Raw genomic sequence first — 25,912 nt, 5'->3', positions numbered from 1 at the left:
CTTGCGCTCGATCGGCGATGAGCTCACGCTCAGCCAGCGCAGCTTGCGCCCCTTCTCGTCGCGCATCCCGATTTCGATGTTGTTGATCGAATCCTTCTGAAAGTCGCGGATCTGCCACGGCAGGCGATCCCTCGGGATCTCCGTTCCATCGTGCAGAAAGAAGCGCAGCGGCAGTTTCCGCCAGTTCTCGGGCGACGCGCGCCGCAGGCCGACCATCTCGGCAAATTGGCAATTCGCCTCGAGAATGCCGCCCTGCGCATCGGTGATCGAAATGCCGATCGGCAGCATGTGAAAGAGCTTCTGGTACTTCTCGCGGTTCTCGTTCGCGACCTCCTCGGCGCGCTGGCGCGTCGCGACTTCCTCCTCAAGGCTCGCGACGTGCCGGCTGAGCTCCACGGTGCGCTGCTGCACGACGAATTCGAGCTTCTCGACGTCGGCCTTCAATTCGTCCTCGATCCGCTTGTGCTCGGAGATGTCCTGCACCACCCAGATGCTGCCGAGTTTGGGGTTGGCCGGATCGAGCAAGGTGCCCGTGACGATGCACCAGATCAGCGTGCCGTCCTTGCGCACGAACGGCCGCTCGTCCTTGAAGGTGTGATGAGACTCGAAGAAGTGGCCGAATTTCCGACCGATCGTCGAAAACGAGTCCTCGCTCAGGTAATGCACACCGACCGACTGGTTGTCGAGCTCGCCGGGTTCGTACCCGAACAATTCCTCATATCGCCGGTTACAGCGCCTGATCCTGCGGTTGAACAGGTGGCAGATCGCCACCGGCGTATTCCGGAAGATCGCTTCATAGCCGACCGAGGCATCCTCACCCTGCTCGTCGTCGGGTTCCACGTCGAACACGTCATCGCTAACGAGCACCGTCTTCTCGCGGTGGAGGCGCGCGGACTCCGATCGCAGCAATGTCGTGGGGGATCTCATTAATATGTCCCGTTCGTGGTTTTGACGGACCCGCACTTGCAACTGGGGTGACGGTAGCTCCCAGCAGAAGACGTGCCAGAGGTGGATCAGGCGGGCAGGAGTCTCGGTATTCAGGAAGGAAATCACCCAAACCCGCGAACTAACGAAGATGAGAAGACCTTCCTGCGGGACGCAGAAGGGCAGAAGCTCGCGGAGCACAGCCGCAATTTGATGATTTGACCGAGTCGATCGGGAGAGTTTTTCCATCAAATGATCGATTCCCTCGACGTCCTCTCGAACAAGGTTCGCTTGCAGCCTCTCGGGATTCTTTATTATTTGATACAGAACAATCGCTCATCCGGCCGCAAGGCATAAGCTCTTTCAACGGCGCCGGCCGCGATCGAGGAAATCATGGCGAAAAGGCATCTGCAGGGACCCGAGCCCGACTCACCCGCGCAAACTCACCAAGAGCTCCACGCGACCTCCAAAGGAATTCGGGTGCCGGCTTTCCATGACCTTGCCAAGCGCCTGCGTTTCGCGCCCCAGCAAGGCCGGATCTGGCTCGACGATCAGCGGATGATGCTGATGCATGTCAGCTCGCTTGGCGCGCTGCGGCAGGAGCTGATCGAGAGCCTCGACAAGGAAACTGCGCGCGGGCTGATCACCCGCATCGGCTACCAGGCCGGCACGCGAGACGCGGCGATGGCGCGCAAGGTCCGCGCGGGCTTGAATACCTACGACGACTTCCTGGCCGGTCCGCAACTCGTGTCGCTGGAGGGCATGGTGCATTGCGAGCCGGTGGCACTGGATATCGACGTCCAGCGCGGCCGCTATTTCGGCGACTTCTATCTCGAGGACAGCTCCGAGGCGGAGGCCCACATCGCCGGCTACGGTATCGGCAACGAACCGGTGTGCTGGATGCTGATCGGCTACGCGTGCGGCTATACCAGCGCCTTCATGGGCCGCCCCATCCTGTGGCGGGAGACCGAATGTCGCGGGATGGGGCACGCCAAATGCCGCGTGGTGGGCAAGCCTGTGGAGGAATGGGATGACGCCCAGGATGACCTACGCTTCCTGCGAATCGGCGACTTCGTCAAATGGGCGCCGCAGGCCGAGGAATCGCTACCCGCCACGAGCCGCATCGCCGCCGGGCTCACCAGCGCACCCGAGAACAGCTTCGGCGTAGTCGGCATCTCCGGCGGCTTCAACACGGTCTGCCACATGGTCAACAAGGTGGCGCCCACCGACGCTACCGTGCTGTTCCTGGGCGAAAGCGGTGTCGGAAAGGAAGTCTTTGCGAATAACCTGCATCGTCTTAGCAAACGCGCAAAGGGCCCATACGTCGCGGTGAACTGCGCGTCCATTCCGGAACATCTGATGGAATCGGAACTGTTCGGCGTCGAGCGCGGCGGATTTACGGGCGCTACCACGTCTCGTGCCGGACGCTTCGAGCGGGCCGACCGCGGCACGCTCTTTCTCGACGAGATCGCCACGCTGAGCTTCACGGCGCAAGGCAAGCTACTGCGCGCACTGCAGCAGGGTGAGATCGAACGCGTGGGCGATACCCGCACGCGCCAGGTGGACGTCAGGGTGGTTGCCGCCACGAACGTAAACCTACGCGAAGCCGTCAAGGCCGGACAATTCCGCCAGGACCTCTTCTTCCGCCTCAACGTCTTCCCGATCGAGGTGCCACCGCTGCGCGAGCGCCGCGACGACATCCCGCTGATGATGAACTGGTTTCTCCAGCGCATGGGCCGCAAGCACGATAAACATATCACCGGCTTCCGCGAACGTGCGGTTGATGCGATGTTCGCGTACGACTGGCCGGGAAACGTGAGAGAGCTTGAGAACATGATAGAACGTGCGGTCATCCTGGCCGAGGATGGCGGTGCGCTCGACTTATGTCACCTGTTCACCGGCGGCGAGGAAGTCGATACCACCGCTTTCATGTTGAAGCGCAGCGGCAGCATCGGACGTGTCAGCAAACCGGGGGGAGCGGAATCGCTGTCGGCCGCAGCCGTCGGACACTCGGGACTGGCGGAAACGGAGGTGGCGATGTTGCGGGCTGCCGTCGCGGAGGCTAACGGCAACCTGTCGCAGGCCGCCCGCGCACTCGGCATCAGCCGTCCGACGCTTGTGTACAGGCTTCGCAAATACGACGTCGTGCCTGAAGCACGTTGATGAGACGCCCTCGGGCCTGTCCTTCCCCGGTCAGCCCAAGACACCGTCGGGGCTGATCATTGCCCCGCCGACGATCCGTACGATCCTCTCCCCCCGTTCCATCTTCGTCCGCTCGCGAGCAGGCGGCCGGCCGACTCGGCGTCGAGCGGGCGCGAGAAGAGGAAGCCCTGGCCGAAGGCAACGTTCAGTTCGCGCAGCCGCGCGAGCGTCATCATGGTCTCGAGGCCTTCTGCGACAACCTCCATGTTGAGGCTGCGCGCGAGCGCGACGATCGCCTGCACGATTTCATCGTGCCGGGCCTCGATGTCCATCCTCTGCACGAAGGAGGCGTCGATCTTGAGGATGTCCAGCGGGAAACGGTGCAGATACGACAGACTCGAATAGCCGGTACCGAAATCGTCCATGAGGAACTCGATGTGCTCGCCCTGCAGCCGTTGGAGCATTGCGCGGACGGCGTCGCTGCCGTCCATGAGGACGCTCTCGGTGATCTCGAGCTTCAGGTAACGGGCCTCCAGCCGCGCCGTGGCCAGCGACTGAAGAACGGCCTCGGCGAGGTCGGGCTGCGCGAACTGGACCGCGGAGACGTTGACGCTCACCTTGGGGCGGCGCTGGGGAAACTGCGTCTGCCACGCGCTGATCTGGCGGCAGGCTTCCTGGAGCGCCCAGCGTCCGATAGGCACGATTAGGCCGGTGTCTTCGGCCACCGGGATGAATTCGGTGGGCGACACCAGACCGCGCTCGGGATGGCGCCAGCGCATCAAGGCCTCGAAACTCTCCATTTCGCCGCTGGCGAGATTGACCAGCGGCTGGTAGTAGAGTGCCAGTTCGCCGCGATCGAGCGCCCGGCGCAGGTCGGTTTCCAGCCCTAAGAGGTTGACCGCGAAAGTATGCATCGTCGCGTCGAACACCTGGCAACGCCCTTTGCCCTGCGCCTTGGCGCGCTGGTTGGCAGTGTCGGCGTCGCGCAGCATTTCCTCCGGCGTGGCGTAATCGCCCGGCCCCATGACGATGCCGATACTCGCCGAAGTGAATACCTCGTGGCCGTCAATGGATAGCGGACCCGTGAGCGAGGCCTGGAAATCGCGGGCGAAGTCGATCGCCGCATCGGCGCTCGACAGCCCCTCGACGAGCAGCGCGAACTCGTCGCCCCCCAGACGGGCGACGGTGTCCCGCGGGCCGATCCGCGCCTTGAGCGTGCGTGCGATGGAAAGCACCAGCGCATCGCCCACGTTGTGGCCAAAGCTGTCGGTGATGATCTTGTAGCGGTCGAGGTCGAGCAGCATCACGGCGAAGCGGCATCCGCCGGCGCCGGCGAGCGCACAGTGCAGCCGTTCCATGAACAGGGTGCGGTTGGGCAGGCCGGTCAGCGCGTCGTGCAGGGCCTGGAAGCGCAGCCGCTCCTCGGCGAGCTTGTGTTCGGTAATATCGGTCTGCGAGCCGGCGATGCGGTACGGCTGGTCGGCCTCGTCGCGCACCGCGAGACCGCGGGTGAGCATCCAGAGCAGCTCGTTGCGCCGGTTGCGCATGCGGTGCTCGCTTTCGAAATGCGCGGTGCTGCCCGAGAGGTGCGCCTGCAACCGGGCCTGCACGGCCGGCCGGTCTTCTTCGTGCACGCGGGAGAACCATTCTTCGATGGCGTCGCCAATCTCGTCGCCGGCGTAACCGAGCATGCTCTTCCAGCGCAGCGAGTAGTAGATGCACCCGGAACGCAGGTCCCAGTCCCACAGGCCGTCGTTGGCGCCCTGCGCGGCGAGCGCGTAGCGTTCCTCGCTCTCGCGCAGGCGAGCCTCGGCGATACGGCGCGCGCGGCGCACCGCGACCTCGCGCAGTTCGCGCTCCACCGCAGGCACCAGCCGGGCGAAATTGCTCTTGAGGATGAAGTCGTGGGCGCCGGCCTTGAGCAAACGCACTGCAGTTTCCTCGCCGATGGTGCCCGAGACCATGATGAACGGCAGATCGCAGCCGCAGCTGTTGAACAACTCCAGCGCCGCGGGGCCGGAAAAGTGCGGCAGCGTGTAGTCCGAGATGACGAGATCGAAGGCCCTGCAATCACCGAGGGCGGCGCGCATGGCCGGTCCGGTTTCGACGCGCGTGGGCAGCGGATCGTAGCCGCCGCGGCGCAGTTCGCGCACGATGAGCAGCGCATCGTCCTCGACATCGTCGACGATCAGTACCTTGAGCGGTTGGCTGGGCATGACGGCTATCTCAGTGCGGGCGGCGGTTCGTTGAGTTCGAGCCAGTACACAGCCAGCTGACGCACGGCCTCCATGAACGCGACGAAATCGACGGGTTTGCGAATGTAGCTGTTCGCGCCGCAGCCGTAACCTTCGAGCAGGTCGCCTTCCTCCCGGGACGATGTCAGGATCACCACCGGCAGGATGCGCGTGCGCGCATCCGCGCGCAGCTGCCGCAGCGCTTCGAGCCCATCCACCTTGGGCAGCTTCAGATCGAGCAGCACCACCGCCGGCAGCGGCGCATCGCCGTCAAACAGGTAGCCCAGCGCCTCAGCGCCGTCGCGCTTGACCACCACGCTGGTGATGTTGTGCTTGCGCAAGGCGCGCAGGGTCAGAGCCTCGTCGTCCGGGTTGTCTTCCACTAGGAGTACGGTTCGGTTTTCCATTGCACGCCTTCGGATGGATTTCATTGTCCCGTCACTCGATGGCGGCATCGTCGGGGAGCGTAAAGCGGAATGTTGCCCCCACCTCCACCGCACCCTCCGCCCACACCTCGCCGCCATGGCGGTGAATAATGCGTTGCACACTGCTGAGACCTACGCCGGTGCCGGGAAATTCGGCGGCCGTATGCAGCCGCTGGAACGCCCCGAACAATTTGCCGGCGTAACCCATGTCAAATCCGGCGCCGTCGTCGCTCACGAAGTACACGGTGGTACCGTCCGCGTGCCGTTCGACGCCGAACTCGATCTGCGCGCGCGGGTGGTGCGAGGTGTACTTCCACGCATTGCCCAACAGATTCTCAAGCACGACGCGCATCAGCCGCGGATCGGCCGTCGCGGTGACGCCGTCGGCGATAACGAATTCCACTTGGCGCTGCGGATCGGCCTCACGCAGCTCATCGGCAACCGCGCGGGCCATGGCCGAGAGGTCGACCGGCTCGTGCCGCAACTCCGCGCGCGACAGGCGCGAAAGCTTGAGGATGTCGTCGATCAGCTGCGCCATGCGCTGGCTGGCCGCGCGCACGCGCCTCAGCGAGTCGCGCCCCTCTTCGTCGAGCCGATCCGAATAGTCCTCCAGCAATACCTGGCTGAAGCCATCGATGCTGCGCAACGGCGTGCGCAGGTCATGAGACACCGAGTAGGAGAAGGACTCCAGCTCACGATTGACCGCTTCGAGTTCGGCCGCGCGCCGCTCCAAGGCGCGGTTGAGGTGCTCGATGGCGGCTTCGGCCTGCTTGCGCTCGGTGATATCCCGTCCTTCGGGAATCAGCAGGACGACTTCGCCGTGCTCGTCGTACACCGGCTTGAGCGAGAAATCCAGGGTGCGGATGGTGTTGTTTGCTCCGAGGGCATCGATCTCGTAGCGCACGAACCTGCCTTGCGCAGCCTCTGCGATGGCCAGCCGCAGTCGATCCCGCACTTCCTGCGAGATGCGCCACCACAGCGTGTCCCAGAAAGGGCGGCCGACCACGTCGATACGCTCGGCGCCGACATAGTCGAGCGCTGTCTGATTGGCTTCGAGCACGGTGCCGTCCGGCGTGAGCAACCCGGTGAACTGGAACGTCTGGTCGAAGATGGCGCGAAAGCGACGCTCTTGCTCGAGCATTGCCTGCTCCGCCCGCTTGCGCTCTGTAATATCCGAGGCGATGCCAAGGTAGCCCGTAATTGCACCTTGCACACCCCGCAGCGCAGTGATGGAAATCCGTACCGGAACGCGCACGCCGTCCTTGCGCACGTAGGTCCATTCTTCTTCGTCGAGCTGGCCGCGCCGCGGTTTCACTGTGAAGACCTCGAAGCCCGCATTCACCGGTTCGCCCTGTTCGCGCGACAGCGCCGCCGCGCGTTGCGCCATTTCCTCCGGGTCATGGAAGATCTGCGGCGTCGCCCGGCCCACCAGTTCCGCGGCCGAATACCCCAGCATGCGTTCGGCGGCGTGGTTGACGGTCAGGATGGTGCCCTGCGTGTCGGTGGAGATGATCGCGTAGCTCGCGCTGTCCAGGATCGCCTGCAGCACGGTGAGCGTCCGCATCAGTTCGAGCCCCGTCCGCCTGCGTTCGGTGACGTCGGTGGCGATGCCGCACAAGGCGAGGATGTGTCCGTCAGCGTCCCGGACGGGGAACTTCATCGCCAGATAGGTGCGCGGCTCGCCTTCCTGCTGCACGACTTCCTCGACTTCCATCGGCGCGCCGGTCTCCAGCACGCGGCGGTCGTCTTCACACAGCCTTTCGGCGACGTCTGGCGGAAAGAGCTCGGCACAGGTCTTGCCGACGATACCTTCGCCGCGGAGATTGAACACCCGCTCGAAATAGCGGTTCACGAGCAGGTAACGACCATCGAGATCCTTCATGAAGATGATGGCCGGCGTATTTTCGAGCAGCGCCTCCATCTGCCCCTCTTTCGCCCTCAAGGCGGCAGCGGTCTGTTCCAACCGCCGCGACTTCTCCTCGAGGCTGGCAGTCCGTTCCCGGACCCCCCGTTCGAGCTCCTCGCGTACCTCCCGCTCCCGCTGCGCCGCCTGCCGCAGCGCGAGGCTCAGGGTGTCGAGTTCCTGAATGCGGGTATCCGGGATATCGGGGGCGGTACCGCGCTGCAGCGCCTCTGCCGAAGCGGCCAGCGCGGCGAGCGGCAGCGCCATGCGTCGTTGCAGACGATGCGCGAGGTAGGTGGCTGCGCCGAGCAGCAGCACTGTTGCGATCAGCCACGGAACGAACATGCGCAAGACGGGTGAAAGGATTTCCTCACGAGGTATCGCAATCACGGTCACCCAGTCGGCGGGCGCCACACGCCGATACGCATAGACGACGGGCACGCCTTCGAGATTGCTGCCTTCACCAACGCCTTCGCGGCCCAAGGCAACGACCTGATCGAAAGGGGCCGGGGCCCGGGCGCCGAGATATCGGGCCTGATCCGCATTGCGCGCAATGATCCGGCCGTTGGCATCGACCACGGCGGCGTCTGCGGTGCCCGAGCCGCGCTGGCTGGCCAGCAGTGCGGCCAGTGCGTCGGGCGTGAAACCCATGTTGAGCGAATAGCGCGGCTCGCCGTTGCGTAGCACCGGCACGCTCGCACTCAGCACCGGCCGTCCGATCACCGGACCGTAGAACAGACTCGTGACATTGGCGCGCCCCGAGGCCAGCGGCTCCAGGATGCGCGTGTCGAAGGAAGGCAAGTGCCGCCCCTCCCATTCGATCTCCTGCTGCTTCGCAGACGTCTCCAGCAGGTTCGGCAGCGGCGCACCAACAGGAGCCTGCGTATTGACCACCATCTGCCCGGACGGCTCGACCAGCACGATCCAACCGAGCGCGTGAGGCGACATCGCGGCGGCGGCGACCCGGTGGAACCCGGCCCAGTCTCTCCTGTCGATTTCGGGCAGCGCGGCGAGCGTATCGAGGATCGCCAGATTCATGCCGAGTTCGCGCTCCACCGCCAGCGCCAGCATCTGCACGCGTTCACGCAGCTCCTCGACGGCCGCTGTGCGATGCATGCTCCACTGCAACCACAGGAAGCCGGCGGTCACCAGCACAAGGGGTACGAGCGAAGCCAGTACCAGCCGCAGCAGGGCCGCGCGTAGCGACACCGACCGCTGGCCGGTGACCGGCAGCGGGCCCGGAAATCGCACGGAAGACGGTCGGAGGTCCATGTTCCTCCCAGAAACGGCGGTGCCGCCTGCCGTCAGCCGCCCGGCACGCATCACGTCGCTGCGCGCCGCCCGGTGTAGAACCCGGCCCGGTCCGGGACTGGAACGCGGTGAAGAATGAAATATTACTTTCGACCTATTCGTCCGGCTTGTCCAGCGACTCGCCGGCGAAATGGCGGGAGCGGCCTAACCGGCGAGCCCCGGCAGTAGCGGCCGCGGGCCTGCAATCTGACATCACCGCGCATACGACTGAGATCGCGTATTCCAGCACCTCCCGCAGCGCCTGCTTCATCAGCGCCTTCATCAGGTCCGGATCCGAAAATCCTAAAAAAAACCGGCAGTGGCTGGCTATTCAGTCGCGGCTCACTATCTCTATCGACACCCTCCGGCGAGGCGCCCCGCCCCTGCCAGACGGTAGCCACTATCCACGCCGGTCCCGTGCCCGACTCCGTCGGGACTGGTAACATGCACCCCCGTTAAAGCATCCGGCGGCCGGCTGGATCGCAGGTCGAGCAGCGGCCTAAGCGCCCGTTTTCGACGGCAACTCGCACTTGAACGGCAGCGCCCCCGGTACGCAAAAAGCTACGCCGAAGAGGCAAGTGTAGACGGGCATCGTCGGGCCTCGATGGCACCAAACCCCGATACATGGCATATTCACATATCAAGGTGTTTTCACGGCGTGATGCAAAAACACGTTAATAAACAATCGACTGGTGACGATTCGCTGGGCAGTCATACGCCCATGATGCAGCAATACCTTCGGATCAAGGCGCAGCACCCCGACACGCTGCTCTTCTACCGCATGGGCGACTTCTACGAGCTGTTCTTCGAAGACGCCGAAAAGGCTGCCCGTCTGCTCGACATCACGCTCACGACGCGCGGTCAGTCCGCAGGGCAACCGATCAAGATGGCCGGCGTGCCCTTCCACGCAGTGGAGCAATACCTCGCCCGGTTGGTAAAGCTGGGCGAATCGGTCGTCATCGCCGAACAGGTCGGCGAACCGGGTGCGACCAAGGGGCCGATGGAACGCGCGGTCAGCCGGATCGTCACCCCGGGAACGCTCACCGACGCAGCCCTGCTCGATGATCGGTCGGATTCGCTGCTGCTCGCCGCAAACCTGCATCGCGGCGTGCTTGGTCTCGCATGGCTGAACCTTGCCAATGGCGATCTGCGCATCATGGAATGCCCGTCGGAACAACTCCAGGCGCAATTCGAGCGCCTGCGTCCAGCGGAGGTGCTCGTTCCCGATGCGCTCACCCTTCCCCTGATCGAGACGCTCTCGCCCGTCCTGCGTCGCTTGGCCGATTGGCAGTTCGACGCCGAGACCGGCGAACGCCTACTGACCGGCCATTTCGGCACGCGCGATCTCGCCGGCTTCGGCGCCGAAGGCTTGACCGTCGGACTGGCGGCCGCCGCAGCCCTATTCGATTACGCGCGTGCAACCCAAAGGCAAAGCCTCGAGCACGTCACCGGCTTGCGCGTCGAGCGCGAGGCCGAATACCTGCGCCTCGACGCTGCCACGCGCCGCAACCTCGAACTGACCGAAACCCTGCGCGGAGAGCCGGCGCCGACGCTGATGTCACTCCTCGACGGCTGCGTCACCAGCATGGGATCGCGCTGGCTGCGTCATGCACTTCACCACCCGCTGCGCGACCGTGCTCACGCCGCGGCCCGGCACTCGGCGGTCGGCGAATTGATTGGCGCCGAGACCGACGGCAATACTCGCATGCTCGGGCAAACGCGTACCGCCTTGCGAGGCGTCGCGGATGTCGATCGCATCACAGCGCGCATTGCACTACGCAGCGCGCGTCCCCGTGATCTCGCGGCGCTGCGGGACAGTCTTGCAAGATTGCCGGAACTGCACGATGCACTCGGACAAGCGCAGTCTTCCATGCTCGCCGATCTTCTCCGCGCGCTGGCGGTTCCCGACGACGCACTACAGCTGATGATTCAGGCCGTCGCCGCCGAACCCGCCGCTGCCGTCCGCGACGGTGGCGTCATCGCCACCGGTTACGACGCGGAACTCGACGAACTGCGCGGTATCCAGACGAACTGCGGTGAGTTCCTACTGGCGCTGGAAACGCGGGAGCGCGAACGGACTGGCATCACGAGCCTGAAAGTCGAGTTCAACAAGGTGCACGGCTTCTACATTGAAGTGAGCCACGCCAACGCCGAAAAGGTCCCCGACGACTATCGCCGCCGCCAGACGCTGAAGAACGCCGAGCGTTACATCACGCCCGAACTGAAGGCATTCGAAGACAAGGCACTGTCCGCGCAGGAACGTGCGCTGGCACGCGAGAAGATGCTCTACGAAGCACTGCTTGAGCAGCTCGCGACGCACATCGGCACGCTCCAGCGCATCGCCCGCGCCCTCGCCTGCCTCGACGGCCTCGCGGCCTTTGGCGACGCCGCATCCCGCTACGGATACGTTCGCCCTGAATTCTCCGACCAACCCGGCATGGAAATCATCGCCGGCCGTCACCCGGTCGTCGAACGACAGGTCGAGAACTTCATCCCCAACGACTGCCGCCTCTCGCCGACGCGGCGGATGCTCATGATCACCGGCCCGAACATGGGCGGTAAATCGACCTTCATGCGCCAGGTGGCGCTGATCGCATTGCTGGCTCACGTCGGCGCCTTCGTGCCGGCCCGTTCGGCGCGTATCGGTCCGCTGGACGCGATCTTCACGCGGATCGGCGCATCCGACGATCTCGCATCCGGCCGCTCGACGTTCATGGTCGAGATGACCGAAGCGTCGGCAATCCTGCATGGCGCAACCGAGCAAAGCCTCGTGCTGATGGACGAGATCGGACGCGGCACGTCGACCTTCGACGGCCTCGCGCTCGCCTTCGCCATCGCGCGCCACCTGCTGGACAAGAACCGTTGCCAGACACTGTTCTCGACGCACTATTTCGAGCTGACGCGCCTCAACAGCGATTATCCCGAATGCGCCAACGTTCACCTCGATGCTGTCGAGCACGCACACCGGATCGTGTTCCTCCATGCGCTTGAGGAGGGCCCGGCGAGCCAGAGCTACGGGATCGAAGTGGCAGCCCTCGCCGGCATTCCCGGCGCCGTGATCCGCGACGCCAAGCGCCGCCTGCGGGCGCTGGAAAACCGCGAAGTCGGCACCGGCCCGCAACCGGACCTGTTCGCTGCCTTGCCCGAACCCGAGGAAGAGAAGCTCTCCCACCCGGTGCTCACCGCACTCGCCGACATCGACCCGGATAGCCTGAGCCCGCGCGAGGCGCTCGAGCACCTCTACAGCCTCAAGCGGATGGTGTCATGAGCACGCCGATCGATATCAGTGAAGACGGCGGCGTCCGCTACCTGCACTTCGGCTCCGAATGGATTCAGGGCGCGATGCGCATCCGGCGCCCTTACGCGCTCGAGCTCGCCTACACGCGCGAGATGATGGCCGGCCTGCTGTTGCACGATAGCGACGAGTGGCCGCGCACGGCCCTCGTCATCGGCCTCGGCGCCGCGTCGCTGACGCGCTTTATCCACCGTCACTGCCCGCAGACCCACATGCAGGTCGTCGAGATCGAACCGCGGGTGGTAGCCGCCGCACGGCAGTTCTTCAAGCTGCCGGACGAGGACGAACGGCTCGCGATCCACGTTGGGGACGGCGTGCGTTACGTCATGGAAACGAATCGGAAATTCGACCTGATCCTGGTCGACGGTTTCGATCGCAACGCGCGCGCGGGTGGGCTCGATACGGCCCCGTTCTACGCTGCGGCGCGCTCCTGCCTGTCCGATCGCGGTTTGATGTCCGTAAACCTCTTCGGCCGTTCGCGGGGCTTTCGCGCCAGCGTCGAGCGCATCGTCACGACCTTCGAAGACCGTGCGATCGCCTTCCCGTCCTGCGACAGCGGAAACGTCGTCGCGCTCGCCGCCCAGGGCGACCGGATCGAACTCCCGCTCGCCGAACTGCGCGACCGCGCACACAAACTCAAGGAACTGACGGAGCTCGATCTCAGGCAGACCGTCACGCGACTGGAACAGGCCGGCAGCCTGCCGGGCGGCCGCCTGATCCTCTAAGCGCGCCCGTCAGCCGACCGGCGTTTCGGCCGGCGCTGGGGGCGCTATCCAGAGGCAAAGCCCCTTCGTCGCCTTCACGATCTCCTGCAGCACCCGCTCGTGCTCGGCGAGTTCCTCATCGGACGGACGCAACACGATGAGCGGCGGACGGTCCACGAGCGCACCGCCGTCGCTCGCGCCGCCCATCCCCGCCGGCTCGTCGTCCAGGCTCATGATCAGGCTCTCCTGACCGCGCGTCATTGCCAGATAAACGTCGGCCAGAAGCTCCGCGTCGAGGAGCGCCCCGTGCAGCGTGCGCGATGCGTTGTCGATCTGGTGGCGATCGCAGAGCGCGTCCAGCGAGGCCTTCTTCCCCGGATTCTGCTCCTTCGCCATCTTGAGCGTGTCGATCACGCCGCTGCACAGCGTATCGAGCCGTTCCTTCGCCAACAGCGACAGTTCGTGGTTCAGGAAGCCGACGTCGAAGTTGGCGTTGTGGATCACCAGTTCGGCGTCGCGAACGAACTCGATGAACTCCTCGACGACGTCCCGGAATTTCGGCTTGTCCGCGAGGAACTCCTCGGTGATGCCGTGAACGGCAATCGCCTCGGCGTCGATGCCTCGCTCCGGGTTGATATAGACGTGATAGTGACGCCCGGTCAGGTTGCGGTTGAGCAGTTCCACGCAGCCGATTTCGATCACACGATCGCCGTTGCGCCAGTCGAGGCCGGTGGTTTCGGTATCGAGAACAATCTGTCTCACTGGAAATTCCTTTCTGACGACTCAGCTGACAACCCAGGCCCTGCGGCCTTAACCATGGACCGCCGCACCGCGCGCGCGCACCGCTTCCACGCCTCGACGCGCGAGCGCATCCGCACGCTCGTTCTCGACGTGCCCTGCATGGCCTCGTACCCAGATCCACGACACCTTGTGGCGGCTTGCGGCGGCATCGAGCTCCCGCCAGAGGTCCGCGTTCTTGACCGGCTCGCGGGCGGCCGTCTTCCAGCCGCGCGCCTTCCAGCCGTGAATCCACTCCGAGATCCCTTTCTGAACGTACTGGCTATCCGTATGCACGCGCGCCGCGACCGGCCGCTTGAGCAGTTCGAGCGCCCGGATCACCGCGAGGAGTTCCATGCGGTTATTCGTCGTCTGCGGCTCACCGCCCCAGATCTCCTTCTCATGCTGCCCGCTGCGCAGAATCGCACCCCAGCCGCCGGGGCCCGGATTCCCGCTGCACGCGCCGTCGGTGAAGATCTCCACCTTTTCGACTTCTTCCATTGACCTCTTCCGTTATTCCGTCTTCTGTATGCCGTGCACTTCCCGGCCGCGCTGCGCGACCGGAGAAAGCCGCTTCGTTGTGGCACGGCTATCACGCCAGTTGGGCATGATCAGCCGCATCCCCTGCACCCGCTTGATCCCTTGAAGGATGTAAGCGCCGCCGCAAATCGGCCACCACCGATCCCCTGCCTTGTCCATGAACCGCCACTGCTCCAGTGAGGTCGCATGCGTGAACGGTGGCGCATAGCAACCGAAACTGCCACCCTGTGTCTCGAACCCCAGCAGCGCCAACCAGTCCTTCGCGCGCCGGACCGACAGATACTGCCCGCACCACGGGTAATGACCGCGCCCCCGTGCGATCAAGCGACGCAGTCCCCAAAGACTGAAGGGATTGAATCCGCTGATGATGACGCTGCCCTCGGGAACCAGTACCCGCTCGACCTCGCGCAGCACGTGGTGCGGCCTCTGCGAAAACTCGAGCACGTGGGGCAGCAGCACGAGATCGACACTGGCCGTTGCGAACGGTAGCGCATCGGGGTCCGCGACGATGCCGCACCGGCCGGACTGCGCGCATGCCAACCTGAACGGGATCCGGTTGCTGCGCAAAAAGTCGTGCTGCGGCAGGCCGATCTGGACCGCGTTGTAGCCGAAGATGTCCGATACCATCAAATCGAACTTGGCTTGCTCCCACTGCAGCAGGTATTGTCCTTGCGGGCATTCAAGCCAGTCAGAAAGACTGAGGATGGTCATGAAGAATCAGCACCCCAAAATCCGCAGCTGCGACATTATCCCTCTTCCCGCATTCCGCGATAACTACATCTGGCTGCTGCGCCGCGACGGGGCTGCAGCGGTCGTCGATCCCGGCGACGCCGCCGTCGTCGAAGCTGCCCTTCTCCAGCAAGGGCTGCGTCTCGACGCGATCCTGATCACCCACCACCACGCCGACCACATCGGCGGCGTTGCCGAACTCGTGCAACGGCACGCGCCGGCAGTATACGGTCCCGCTGACGCAAATATCCCCTGCGTTACGAACCCGGTGCGCGAAGGCGACGAGATCATCCTCGAGGCCCTCGATATCCGCTTCGACGTGCTCGAAGTGCCAGGGCACACCGCCACGCATATTGCCTATCTCGCGCCGTGGATCCTGTTTCCGGGTGATACGCTCTTCAGCAGCGGCTGCGGACGGCTGCTCGGTGGCACGGCCTCCGAGCTCCATGAGTCGCTGCAGCGGCTGGCTGGTCTGCCCGGAGAAACGCGGGTGTACTGCGCGCATGAATACACCCTCGCCAACCTCGATTTTGCCCGGCACGCCGAGCCCGAGAACGCCGAACGCGAGCGCGTCAGGAAGGAATGCGAGTTCCTGCGTGCAGCCGGCCGACCCACGCTGCCGACCACGATGGAACGCGAGCGCGAGATCAACCCCTTCCTGCGGACTCATATCGAGGAGGTCGTGCGCGCCGTTACCGCGCATGCCGGAACCCGACCGCAGGACGCCGGCGAATGCTTCGCCGCCCTCCGGCGGTGGAAGGATGTCTTCTGAGCATCGGGAACGCGCGCCAGGCCGGAGAGGCGGCTAGACCGGCGTCACAAGATCGCCGCAGCGGGTGGCATTCCACCGGTTGCGGCCATTGCCCTTGGCACCGTAAAGCGCTTGGTCGGCGCACTTGAGCAGACTCGCGAAACCGCCGTCGTCGGCGCGGTCGGGCGTCGTTGTTGCGATGCCGACACTGATGGTGACAACCGGTGCTGCGGACGAATGGCGATGCGTGATCGCAAGCTCCTCGATGCTTCTGCGCATCGCTTCCGCAACACTTTCGGCGCCCTCCTGGTCGGTATCAGGAAGGACCGCGGCAAACTCCTCGCCACCATAGCGCGCGACCAGATCAGCCGGGCGCCGCGTGTTGCACGACAGCGAGCGCGCGACCGCCTTCAGACACTCATCGCCGACCTGATGTCCGTATGCGTCGTTGAACTGCTTGAAGCAATCGACATCGATGACTAGCAGCGACAACGGCGAACCGACCCGAGCGCTGCGACGCCATTCGCGCAGCAGCGTCGTATCGAATGTGCGGCGGTTCGCGATCCCCGTGAGGCCGTCGAATGACGAGATGCGAGTGAGTTCGCGATTCGCCTCATCCAGCTTCCGGGTCAGCACCAGCAGCGAATATCGCATCTGCGCAATCCGCTGCATTGCACGCACCTTGGCTTTCAGCACCGCCTCTGAAACCGGCTTCGCTAGGTAGTCGTCGCCGCCCACCGCGATCCCGCGCTCGAGGTCCTCGTCACTCGTTCGCGCCGAGAGAAAGATGATCGGCGTCCATTCGCCATCCTTCTCAAGCTGACGGATCCGCTGGGCGACCTCAAACCCGTCCATGCCGGGCATTACGATGTCGAGTAGTACTAGATCCGGTCGTTCCCGCTTGAAGGCTTCGATCCCGGCCGTGCCGTCGCGCGCGTGCACGGTCTCGAGCCCCATCCTGCCGAGCGAATGGCAGACCAGGGTGGCACTCGTGACGGTATCTTCGATGATGAGAGCCTTCATCGGCTGCGCAACGCTAACCCGTTGATCAAAACCTCGCAATCCTATCAACTTAGCGCCCGGGTGTCGCGAATTTCCTTACGATTTGCACGTCTATACGAATGGATGGTGGCGAAGCATGCCGATGGTTTGCGCCGGCACGCGACGCAGGACTTGCCAGGACTGCAAATCGGGTTTGACGCTCCCCCCTGCCTGCCATAGAGTCCACGTCTTTTCTCGAACGAGCACCGGATTCATGTCGGGATCTCTCGCACGATTCCTGTTGATGATGATTCTCTCGGCGCTTGCCCAATTCACTTCATTGGCGCACGCCGATGACGATCAGGCGCTGGAGCCGACGCCCGTCGCCCCATCCCCGGAAATATCGACATCTCAGGAAATTCGCGGCTTGCGGCTACCGTCCGCCTCCCGCAGCGCCGAAGGCATCTCGGCCTCCCCCTATCAAGTGCAGGAACTGCGCGATCCGACGCCCCGCGTCCTCACGCTGGACCTCACGCGCGAAGCGAACGACATCTGGGACCGCATCCGGCGCGGCTTCGGCATGACCGACCTCGACACGGACCTGGTCGCCGAGCAGCAGGCCTTCTATCTGAACCGTCCGGGTTTTCTCAAGAAGGTGTTCGAACGGGGCGGCCGCTATCTTTACTACATCGTCGCCGAACTCGAACGGCGCGGCCTTCCTACCGAACTGGCACTGCTCCCCATGGTGGAAAGCAGCTACAACCCGATGGCCTATTCACGCGCGAAGGCCTCGGGGCTGTGGCAGTTCATCCCGTCTACGGGCCGCAACTACAACCTCGTGCAGGACAAGTGGGTCGACGAGCGGCGCGACGTCGTTGCCTCGACCAACGCGGCGCTCGATTACCTGCAGACGATCTACGAAATGCACGGCGACTGGCATCTCGCGTTGGCCTCCTACAACTGGGGCGAAGGCGCCGTGGCGCGTGCCGTGCAGCGCAACCAGAACGAAGGCCTGCCGGCGGACTACAGCAGCCTGCGGATGCCCGAAGAAACGCGCAACTATGTCCCCAAGCTGCAGGCCCTCAAGAACATCGTTGCGCGCCCCGAACTCTTTCACTTCGAGCTGCCCTACGTCCCGAATAGTCAGCATTTCGTGACGATCGAGACCCCCGGTGGGATCGATCTGGCGACCGCCGCGAAATACGCGGAAATGCCGCTCGACGAATTCATGGCGCTCAACCCGAGCCACAACCGCCCGGCGATCGCGCAGGCCGAAAAACTCGTGATTCCGGTCGATCGCGCTGAAAGGTTCCAGCTCCGCCTTGCCGAGCACGAAGCGTCAGGTAAGAAATGGCGTACCCACGAACTGCAGCGCGGCGAAACGTTGGCGTCCGTGGCGCGAAATTTCGGACTTTCTCTGGGTGAGTTGCAGCAGATCAATGGCCTGGATGCACGGAGTCGGGTCAGCGCCGGCTACACGCTCCTCGTCCCCGAGGGCGTCGAGGCTGCAGGAGCGCTAGCCGCGGCGCGTCTGATCCCGCGCGCGATGGCAACCGATCGCAGCACCCTTCCCCCGCCGGCACCCGAAAAACCCGCAAAGCGCGGGGCCAAGGGCGCAAGTACCAAGAAGCCCGGAAAGGCCGAAACTTCGAAGCACTCGACAACCCATGCCGCAAGTGGCAAGGCCGCGTCCACGGCGAAGAGCAGCTCTCATCCAACCGACGCCACGCCTAAAGCAGCCGCAGCGACGCCCAAAGCGGCGAAGGGTGCTAAGCAGTCGGCGGAACCGAAAAAGAAGCACAAGCATTAACTAGCGCCGAGAGCCGATCGCACCCTCCTATATCGGCCAGTGGCAACGCACTGCATGTCCCGGTCCGCGTTGTGTTTCGTCCGGATACTGCTGGCGGCAGATATCTGTCGCACGCGGACAGCGAGGATGAAAATGGCAACCGGCCGGCGGCTTGAGGGGTGACGGAAGGTCTTCGGCTCCGCCCCCCCTGCGCGAAGCGCCGGATGCAGTAATCGGCTTGTCACGCTCGATATCCGGCACGGCAGCAAGCAGCGCACTCGTGTAGGGGTGCGCCGGGGCGCCCAGGACCGCATCGACCGGCCCGCGCTCCACAATGCGGCCCAAATACATCACCGCGACGTCGTGAGCAAGCCAGTTCACCACGCCGAGATTGTGGGTGATGAACAGGTAGGCAAGGCCCAGTTCGCTCTGCAGGTCCCGCATGAGGTTCAGGATCTGTGCCTGAACCGACACATCCAGCGCACTGGTCGGTTCGTCGCAGATAATGAGCTTCGGCGAGACCGCCAAGGCACGCGCAATGGCGATGCGCTGCCGCTGTCCGCCGGAAAACTCGTGCGGATGGCGCAGCTTCATTTCGGAGCGCAGTCCCACACGCTGCAACAGTGCCTCCACGCGCTGCGTCCGCGATCGCGCGTCGCGTTCGACGCCGAGCGCCATCATCCCCTCTTCAATGATCTCGCCCACGCGCATTCGCGGATTCAACGACGCGAACGGATCCTGGAAGACCATCTGGAACTCCCTCCGCGCCTCCCTCAAGGCCGAGCCCGACAGTGCGGCCAAGCGCTTCCCGTCCAACAGCACTTCACCATCGGTCGGAGCAATCAGTTTCAGGATCGCCTTGCCGGCGGTGGTCTTGCCGCAACCCGACTCCCCCACGAGCGCAAGCGTACGCCCGGGCATCACTTGCAGATTGATCCCATCCACGGCCTTGACGCTCGCAACCTCGCGTCTCAACAAGCCCTTGCGGACGGGAAAGTGGACCTTCAGCTCACGCACGTCGAGCACGGGACGCGAACCGGAAGCGGCCTCCCTAAAGCGTTCGGAGGATGCCCCCGCCGGTACTTCCGCGTTCCGTTCCGAACCTGGCTCATAGAGATGACAACGCACCTCCTGCCCTTCAAGCGGGTGCCAAGCCGGCGCCTCACCGTGGCAGCGCTCGAACGCCTGGGGGCAGCGGTCCGCGAAGCGGCATCCGACAAATCCACGGTCGAGCGGCGGAACGTGACCAGGCAGAGCTGATAGCCGGTGACCACGCTGTCCTTCGGTCGGCAGCGCGGCGAACAGCTTACGCGAATAGGGATGCAGCGGACGCCGAAAGAAGTCCGAACGATTCGCGATCTCCACGAGTTCGCCCGCGTACATGACCCCGATGCGATGCGCCATTCCCGCGACGACGCCGAGATCGTGCGTAATCAGGAGCATCCCCATACCGCGCTCTGCCTGGAGCTGAGCAAGCAGATCGAGCACCTGCGCTTGGATTGTCACGTCCAGCGCCGTCGTCGGCTCATCGGCGATGAGGAGTTCCGGCTTGCCGGCGAGCGCCATCGCGATCATCACCCGCTGCTTCATCCCGCCGGAAAACTGGAACGGGTAATCGTCGAGGCGTCGTTCCGCGTCCGGAATCCCGACCGATTCCAGCAGTCGCCGCGCCTCGAGCCTCGCCGTGGCACCGCGCATGCCCCGGTGGCGGTCCAGCACTTCGCCGATCTGCGCCATCACCGTCATCACCGGATTGAGGCTTGTCGACGGCTCCTGGAAGATCATTCCGATTCGCCTGCCGCGCACGTCACGCATCTGCGCCTCGGTTTGCGCCAGCAACTCGACGCCGCCAAACCGGATTTTCCCGGCTTCCACGCGGCCGCCATCGGGAAGAAGCCTGAGAAGCGCGAGCGCTGTCATCGATTTCCCGCAGCCGGACTCTCCGAGCAAGGCGAAGGTTTCGCCTGCCGCGATCGAAAATCCGACGCCGTCGACCGGACGAATTGGTAACTCCCCTGCCCCGATCCTGACCCGAAGGTCCTCGACTTCGACAAGGACCGTTCCAGCAGTTTGACGACCTGCGGTTGCGGAAGAAGCGGACGCTGATAGAGCGGTCATCGGCACGAGGAGGAATAGGTCAAAAAAAGGGCCGCTTGCGCGGCCCCCTTTACCGATCGGTCGGAACGATCAGTGATGATGTCCGCCGGCACCGTGCACATGACCGTGCGACAGTTCTTCGGCCGTTGCCTTGCGCACCTCGGCGACGGTAATGTCGAAGACCAGCGCGGTACCGGCCAGAGGATGGTTGCCGTCAACGACGACTTTGCCGTCGGCGATGTCGGTGATGCGATATAGCATGTCTTCTTCGCCGTCGTCGGTGACGCGCTCGAAGGACATGCCCACCTCGATGTTTTCGGGGAACTGGCTGACGTCCTCGACCAGCACCAATTCTTCATCGTAGTCGCCGAACGCATCTTCGGGCTGAAGCTTGACCTTCAGCTGATCGCCGACCTTCTTGCCGTGCAGTGCCTCTTCCAGCGTCGGGAAGATGCCGTCGTAACCACCGTGGAGGTAAACGAGCGGCTGATTGCCGTCATCGATTATGTTGCCGTCGGGGTCGACGACCGTGTACTTAAGCGTTACGACAGTGTTCTTGACGATTTCCATTTCTTTTCTCTGCTTCCAGATTCCTGACCAGTTCGAAGACCCCGGCCACGTGGCCGCGGGCTGCAACGTCGCGGAGCGCGTGGCGGACGGTGCCTTCCTTGTCGATGACGAAGGTCGTCCGCACCACGCTCATCTTTTTCACACCGTCGACTTCCTTGGGTTGCCAGACATCATAGAGCCGGCAGACCTCCGTCTCGACGTCTGAAAGAAGACGTACGGACAGCCCGTGCTGATCACGAAACTCGGCGTGGGTCAGGCAATCGTCGGGACTGACACCGATCACGATGCAATCGTGGCGGGCAAACTCGTCTTCATGGTCACTGAAGTCGGCGGCCTGCAAGGTGCATCCCGGCGTGTTGTCGCGGGGGTAAAAGTAGAGGACCACATGATGTCTGCCGCGTTCAGCGGCGAGGTCGAACGTTTCCATGTCCGCATCAGGCAATGAAAACGCTGGAGCAATGTCACCGATCTGCAGCATGTGATCTCCCTGACGTGCATTGGATTCTAGCCGAGACACGAGGCGAACTCTACTCGCGTCACCGTTCTTGCGCCATACCGTTTCGAACTCATTTTCGGGCTTGCGAATTCAGGACAACTGTTTAAAAATACAGTTTAAATGGAGATATGATGATGAGCCACGAGCAAGGGCTCACCGCCCGCCAGTCCGAGATCCTTGAATTCATTCGCCAGACGGTTGAATCCGAAGGGCGTCCTCCGACTCGCGCGGAGGTGTGTACAGCGTTCGGCTTTCGTTCCCCGAATGCGGCAGAGAGTCATCTTCGCGCGCTCGCGGCCAAAGGCGCGATCCTGCTCGAGGAAGGACGCGCACGCGGTATCCGCCTAGCCGAAGGACTTGGTCTGCCACTGATCGGTCGAGTCGCGGCCGGTAGCCCAATTCTTGCGGTGGAACACGTCGAAGCGCGTCACCAGGTCGACCCGTCGCTGTTTTCCCCGCGTGCAGACTACCTGCTGCGCGTGCGCGGCATGAGCATGCGCGATGCCGGCATTCTGGACGGCGACCTGCTGGCGGTTCATCGCAGTCCCGAGGCACGGGACGGTCAGATCGTCGTGGCTCGGGTTAACGACGACGTGACCGTCAAGACCTTCGCCAGAAACGGACCGATAGTCAGCCTCTTGCCGGCGAATCCCGATTTTCAGCCGATCGTCGTCGATACGCGCGCCGAACCACTTGTCATCGAAGGCGTCGCAGTCGGCCTGCTACGCAACGGGCTGCAGTAAGGCCGAATGAAGCAGGCGGCGACGTGCCGCTGCCGCTTGCCGACTTCGAGCACCTCAACGTGTCGTCGGCGATCCGACCACAGCGCGCTGCTTGCCCATGGCAACCTGTTGCCCAATTTGGCTAGACTGGGTCCCTTCCCGCCAGACGGCCAGCCTCCGGCCCCTCGCTCTCCAACTCGTCCATAATCCGTGAGCTCACCAGACTCGTCTTCGGGCATTGCCCGCCGCCTGCTCCATCAGGCTTGGCCCGTGTTGATTGCCCAGTTGTTGTCCATGAGCATGATGGTTGCCGACACCGTGATCGTCGGCCGCTTCGGTACCCGCGACCTCGCAGCTGTCGCAGTCGGGAGTGGGCTCTATATTTCCGTCGTGATGCTCCTCGTCGGTGTGCTGCAGGCGGTCGCACCGACCGTGGCTCATCATTACGGCGCCGGGCGGGTCGCGGACATCGGCCCGACACTCCAGCAAGGCCTGTGGCTTGCCGTGATGCTCGCCGTCCCGGGCATGATCCTGCTTGCGTTCCCTGATCGTTTGCTCGAAGTGAGCGGCGTTCCCGCCGATGTCGGAGCGCGGACGCGCGGATATCTGCTCGCCACAGCCGCCGGACTTCCGGCCGTGCTGCTGTATCGCACCTTCTATGCGTTCAACAACGCACTGGGGAGGCCGCGTGTACTGATGGTCATCAGCCTGACCGTCGCGATGACGCACATTCCGCTCGCCTGGGCGCTCGTGCATGGCCACCTCTGGCTGCCGCCCCTCGGCGTACTCGGTAGCGGCATCTCGACCGCCTGCGTGAACTGGCTGGGACTCAGCTGCGCCACGGTCTACCTCCTCCGCAATCCGTCCTACCGGCCGTATCGGCTGCTGGCCAATTGGCATGGGCCGCGCCGGACGGAACTCCTCGCCCTGCTTCGCCTCGGTACCCCGATGGGCCTCTCCACCTTCATCGAGGTTTCCTCGTTTACGCTGGTGTCCTTGTTTGCCGCCCGCCTGGGCGCAGGGTCGGTGGCGGGTCACCGCGTCGTTGCCAACCTCGCCGCGCTGGTCTACATGCTGCCTCTGGCGATGTCCATTGCGACCCTCGTGCTGGTCGGCCAGGCTGCAGGCGCGCGCGAGTGGGCCCGCGCCCGCGCGACCGTGCGCGTCGGAATGTTCCTGACCTCGGCGCTCGTGTCGGTTATCGGCATCAGTCTATGGCTGGCGCGGGAACGCGTGATAGGCCTGTTCTCCGATGATCCGGCAGTGCGCACCGTCGCGCTGGCCCTGATCTTCTATGTGTGCATCTATCAGGTTTTCGATGCCGTCCAGACCGTCGCCGCGCATGCGCTCCGTGGCTACAAGGTGACTTTTGTGCCGATGCTGATGCACGCCATATGCTTTTGGGGCGTGGGGTTGACCGGAGGATACTGGCTCGCCTTTCATGCCCCCGGCCGCGAACAGGCGCCCAGCGTTGCAGGCTTCTGGGAAGCCGGGGTGGTTTCGACCGTGCTTGCGTCGATCCTGTTCGGAGCCTTGCTGCGAATGATCACCCGTCGCCTGCAAACAACGCTCTCATCGGAACAGCAAGCGCGAGCGGCCTGATCACGCGCCCAGCCACCCCTTGCGCAAAGTCCCCATCGTCGGAGACGGGCGCTTAGCCGGTGCGAGCTTGATCGTATCAGCCGGCGCCGCCTCCAGCGTCACATCGAACTCCATCAGCTCGTCTCGCCGGAATGCGTGAATCTTGAGGTGCTCACCGACTGCGCGCCGCGCGATCGTCGCGTCCAGACTGCCGCCGCTGATCTTGAGGCCGTCGACGGCGATCAGAACGTCTCCTGCCGACAAGCCTGCCCGTTGGGCAGGCCCCTTGTCGAATACGTTTGCGAGCTTCGCCTCTCCGATGCCTGCCGCGAGCTTTATCCCCAACGTGGGCCCCTTGGCGCTCGTTTCCGCCTGCCACGCGATGCCGAAGGGCTTGAGCAGTTTTTCCAGCGGAAGGTCGTCTGTGCCCTCGACCGCCTCGCGCAGCCAACGACCGATGCGTCGCCCGCTTCCGACCGCCCCACGCTCTGCAACCTCCCGGACGAGCGCGAACAAACCATCCTCGGGCACGCCCTCTCCCGTCAGACCGTGCCGGAGCCAAAGCAGACGCATGACGTCGTCGAGGCTCACCCGTCCCTCGCTTGCCTTCCGTAACTGCAGATCGAGTGCGAGCGCGATCAGCGCGCCCTTCGCGTAGTAGCTGACGATCGCATTCGGGGCATTTTCGTCCTGCCGGTAATACTTGATCCAGGCGTCGAAGGACGACTCGGCCACGCTCTGCTTCAGTCGGCCGCTCGTGCGAAGAACGCCTGAAATGGTCTTGCCGAGCAGCCCCAGATAATCCTCGATCGCAATGACGCCTGAGCGCACCAGGGCGAGGTCATCGTAATAGGACGTAAACCCTTCGAATGCCCAGAGTAGTCGGGTGTAATTCTCGTTCGCCAAGTCATAGGGCGTAAAGGCCGCGGGCTTGATTCTCTTGACGTTCCACGTATGGAAATATTCGTGGCTGCAAAGGCCCAGGAAGTTCTTGTAGCCGTCCGGCTCGCCGTTCATTCCCCGGTAGGGCAGATCGGCCCGGCTCGCCAGAAGCGCGGTCGACGAACGATGCTCGAGCCCGCCGTAACCATCGCCGACGATCATCGTCAGGAACAAGTATCGTTGAACCGGTGCAGGCTGTCCGAAAAGGTCGATCTGCCAGCTACAGATTCGCGACAAATCCTTGCAGAGACGCTCCGTATCGCAGTCATGACGTCCTGTAATGGCGATCTCGTGCAACGTCCCGCCCGCCTCGAACGACACGTGATCGAACGTCCCCATTTCAACAGGATGATCGACCAATTCATCGTAACTGTCGGCGCGGTAGAGTCCGAAGCCCATCGCAAGCGCCGCACCAGGCTCGTCGATCGCTCGAGGGAGAGTGGTAGCAACCCTCCATGTCTTCAGCAGCTCTCTCCCCGGAGGCAGCAGTTCAACAAGACAAGGGCGATCCGTTCGACCGTCGACGGCGAGAAACACGCTCGTGCCATTGAAGAAACCGTGGGTCGTGTCGAGATGAGCGGCGCGCACCGAAAGATCCCAGGCGTAGACGACGTAGCTCAGGGTCAGCGCCTCCCCCTCCTGTAGCGCTTCTGCGCGCCAAGTGTGCTTGTCGAGCTTTTCGATCGCAACCGGCCTGCGCGCGGATGTCGCGTGAAGGGTGACGATGTTTCGCGCGAACTCGCGAATCATGTAGCTCCCTGGAATCCATGCGGGCAGGCGGAATACTTGCCCGGACGGATCCGGATCGGCGACCGTGCAGCTGACCTCGAACAAATGGGCTTCGGGATTGACGGGGATGATCGAATAGCGAACGGGAGAAGGACCGGGCGTTGGCATCGTGCACGCGGGCTCAAGCGGAAAGGCTGTCATTCTAGCCCGTCGCGCGGCCCTGCTCAGCAACAGCACCCGTTGCGCGGATGCCTCATTTTTGCGCAACCGCAACACTCCCTTGTGGCTCAT

The 25,912-nt window shown here is 63.9% G+C and carries 20 protein-coding genes; 7 read left to right on the top strand and 13 right to left on the bottom strand.

Going from position 1 to position 25,912, the window contains the following annotated elements; translation table 11 throughout:
* A partial coding sequence (locus VJ673_RS19250; protein WP_324127774.1) for a PAS domain-containing protein occupies positions 1-927 on the bottom strand: 927 nt, incomplete at its 3' end.
* Positions 928-1,404: 477 nt separating this feature from the next.
* On the opposite strand from VJ673_RS19250, the gene VJ673_RS19245 reads away from it, so the two are divergent.
* Entirely contained in the window at positions 1,405-3,087 is a 1,683-nt protein-coding gene (locus VJ673_RS19245) for a sigma-54-dependent Fis family transcriptional regulator (protein WP_324127773.1), read from the top strand.
* Between the two features lie 56 nt (positions 3,088-3,143).
* Here the strand turns inward: VJ673_RS19245 and VJ673_RS19240 are convergent, their stop codons facing one another.
* The 4 genes from VJ673_RS19240 to VJ673_RS19225 form a co-directional block, all read right to left on the bottom strand.
* Positions 3,144-5,282, bottom strand: a complete 2,139-nt coding sequence (locus VJ673_RS19240; RefSeq protein ID WP_324127772.1) for a putative bifunctional diguanylate cyclase/phosphodiesterase — start codon at positions 5,280-5,282, stop codon at positions 3,144-3,146.
* Positions 5,283-5,287: 5 nt separating this feature from the next.
* Positions 5,288-5,707, bottom strand: a complete 420-nt coding sequence (locus tag VJ673_RS19235; RefSeq protein ID WP_324127771.1) for a response regulator — start codon at positions 5,705-5,707, stop codon at positions 5,288-5,290.
* A gap of 31 nt (positions 5,708-5,738) precedes the next feature.
* A complete protein-coding gene (locus VJ673_RS19230; protein WP_324127770.1) occupies positions 5,739-8,900 on the bottom strand; it encodes a PAS domain S-box protein in 3,162 nt (1,053 codons plus the stop codon).
* Between the two features lie 133 nt (positions 8,901-9,033).
* Complete coding sequence (locus VJ673_RS19225) at positions 9,034-9,201, bottom strand: hypothetical protein (protein WP_324127769.1); 168 nt, start codon at positions 9,199-9,201, stop codon at positions 9,034-9,036.
* Between the two features lie 441 nt (positions 9,202-9,642).
* Between VJ673_RS19225 and mutS the strand changes: the two genes are divergently transcribed.
* Positions 9,643-12,186, top strand: coding sequence for a DNA mismatch repair protein MutS (gene mutS, locus VJ673_RS19220; protein ID WP_414635676.1), 2,544 nt, complete (start codon positions 9,643-9,645; stop codon positions 12,184-12,186).
* Positions 12,183-12,938 carry a fused MFS/spermidine synthase gene (locus VJ673_RS19215; protein WP_324127767.1) on the top strand — a complete coding sequence of 252 codons (756 nt, stop codon included), beginning with the start codon at positions 12,183-12,185 and terminating at the stop codon, positions 12,936-12,938. Before mutS ends, VJ673_RS19215 begins: the two co-directional genes overlap by 4 nt.
* Positions 12,939-12,947: 9 nt before the next feature.
* On the opposite strand, the gene dnaQ is transcribed toward VJ673_RS19215, so the two are convergent.
* The 3 genes from dnaQ to VJ673_RS19200 are packed head-to-tail and all read right to left on the bottom strand — an operon-like array spanning position 12,948 to position 14,945.
* Positions 12,948-13,679 carry a DNA polymerase III subunit epsilon gene (gene dnaQ / locus VJ673_RS19210; RefSeq protein WP_324127766.1) on the bottom strand — a complete coding sequence of 244 codons (732 nt, stop codon included), beginning with the start codon at positions 13,677-13,679 and terminating at the stop codon, positions 12,948-12,950.
* A 48-nt stretch (positions 13,680-13,727) separates the two neighbouring features.
* Positions 13,728-14,195, bottom strand: a complete 468-nt coding sequence (gene rnhA, locus VJ673_RS19205; protein ID WP_324127765.1) for a ribonuclease HI — start codon at positions 14,193-14,195, stop codon at positions 13,728-13,730.
* A gap of 12 nt (positions 14,196-14,207) precedes the next feature.
* Positions 14,208-14,945, bottom strand: a complete 738-nt coding sequence (locus VJ673_RS19200) for a class I SAM-dependent methyltransferase (protein ID WP_324127764.1) — start codon at positions 14,943-14,945, stop codon at positions 14,208-14,210.
* Here VJ673_RS19200 and gloB point away from each other — a divergent pair.
* On the top strand, positions 14,938-15,735 hold the full coding sequence (gloB, locus tag VJ673_RS19195; RefSeq protein ID WP_324127763.1) for a hydroxyacylglutathione hydrolase: 798 nt from the start codon (positions 14,938-14,940) through the stop codon (positions 15,733-15,735). The two genes, VJ673_RS19200 and gloB, sit on opposite strands and share 8 nt — an antisense overlap.
* 33 nt (positions 15,736-15,768) lie before the next feature.
* On the opposite strand, the gene VJ673_RS19190 is transcribed toward gloB, so the two are convergent.
* Complete coding sequence (locus VJ673_RS19190; RefSeq protein WP_324127762.1) at positions 15,769-16,737, bottom strand: diguanylate cyclase domain-containing protein; 969 nt, start codon at positions 16,735-16,737, stop codon at positions 15,769-15,771.
* 262 nt (positions 16,738-16,999) lie between these two features.
* Here VJ673_RS19190 and VJ673_RS19185 point away from each other — a divergent pair, with 262 nt between their 5' ends.
* Positions 17,000-18,505: a transglycosylase SLT domain-containing protein gene (locus VJ673_RS19185; protein ID WP_324127761.1), complete on the top strand. Its 1,506-nt coding sequence runs from the start codon at positions 17,000-17,002 to the stop codon at positions 18,503-18,505.
* 27 nt (positions 18,506-18,532) lie between these two features.
* Here the strand turns inward: VJ673_RS19185 and VJ673_RS19180 are convergent, their stop codons facing one another.
* The 3 genes from VJ673_RS19180 to VJ673_RS19170 form a co-directional block, all read right to left on the bottom strand.
* The gene (locus tag VJ673_RS19180) at positions 18,533-20,602 is read right to left on the bottom strand and encodes an ABC transporter ATP-binding protein (RefSeq protein ID WP_414635675.1); all 2,070 of its coding nucleotides are present in this window, start codon (positions 20,600-20,602) and stop codon (positions 18,533-18,535) included.
* A 69-nt stretch (positions 20,603-20,671) separates the two neighbouring features.
* On the bottom strand, positions 20,672-21,151 hold the full coding sequence (locus tag VJ673_RS19175; RefSeq protein ID WP_324127760.1) for an FKBP-type peptidyl-prolyl cis-trans isomerase: 480 nt from the start codon (positions 21,149-21,151) through the stop codon (positions 20,672-20,674).
* The gene (locus VJ673_RS19170; RefSeq protein ID WP_324127759.1) at positions 21,117-21,629 is read right to left on the bottom strand and encodes a peroxiredoxin; all 513 of its coding nucleotides are present in this window, start codon (positions 21,627-21,629) and stop codon (positions 21,117-21,119) included. Before VJ673_RS19170 ends, VJ673_RS19175 begins: the two co-directional genes overlap by 35 nt.
* Before the next feature lie 146 nt (positions 21,630-21,775).
* Here VJ673_RS19170 and lexA point away from each other — a divergent pair, with 146 nt between their 5' ends.
* Together lexA and VJ673_RS19160 are read left to right on the top strand one after the other, a co-directional pair.
* A complete protein-coding gene (gene lexA, locus VJ673_RS19165; RefSeq protein ID WP_324127758.1) occupies positions 21,776-22,390 on the top strand; it encodes a transcriptional repressor LexA in 615 nt (204 codons plus the stop codon).
* 189 nt (positions 22,391-22,579) lie between these two features.
* Positions 22,580-23,971: an MATE family efflux transporter gene (locus VJ673_RS19160; protein ID WP_414635674.1), complete on the top strand. Its 1,392-nt coding sequence runs from the start codon at positions 22,580-22,582 to the stop codon at positions 23,969-23,971.
* Here VJ673_RS19160 and VJ673_RS19155 read toward each other — a convergent pair whose 3' ends face one another.
* Complete coding sequence (locus tag VJ673_RS19155; protein WP_324127780.1) at positions 23,972-25,789, bottom strand: M61 family metallopeptidase; 1,818 nt, start codon at positions 25,787-25,789, stop codon at positions 23,972-23,974.
* Positions 25,790-25,912 lie beyond the last annotated feature (123 nt).

Origin of the sequence: Aromatoleum sp. (assembly GCF_035254505.1) — a bacterium.
Classification (GTDB): Bacteria; Pseudomonadota; Gammaproteobacteria; order Burkholderiales; family Rhodocyclaceae; genus Aromatoleum.
Note: the sequence above shows the minus strand (reverse complement) of the source record. Positions and strands in the feature narration are given on the sequence as shown.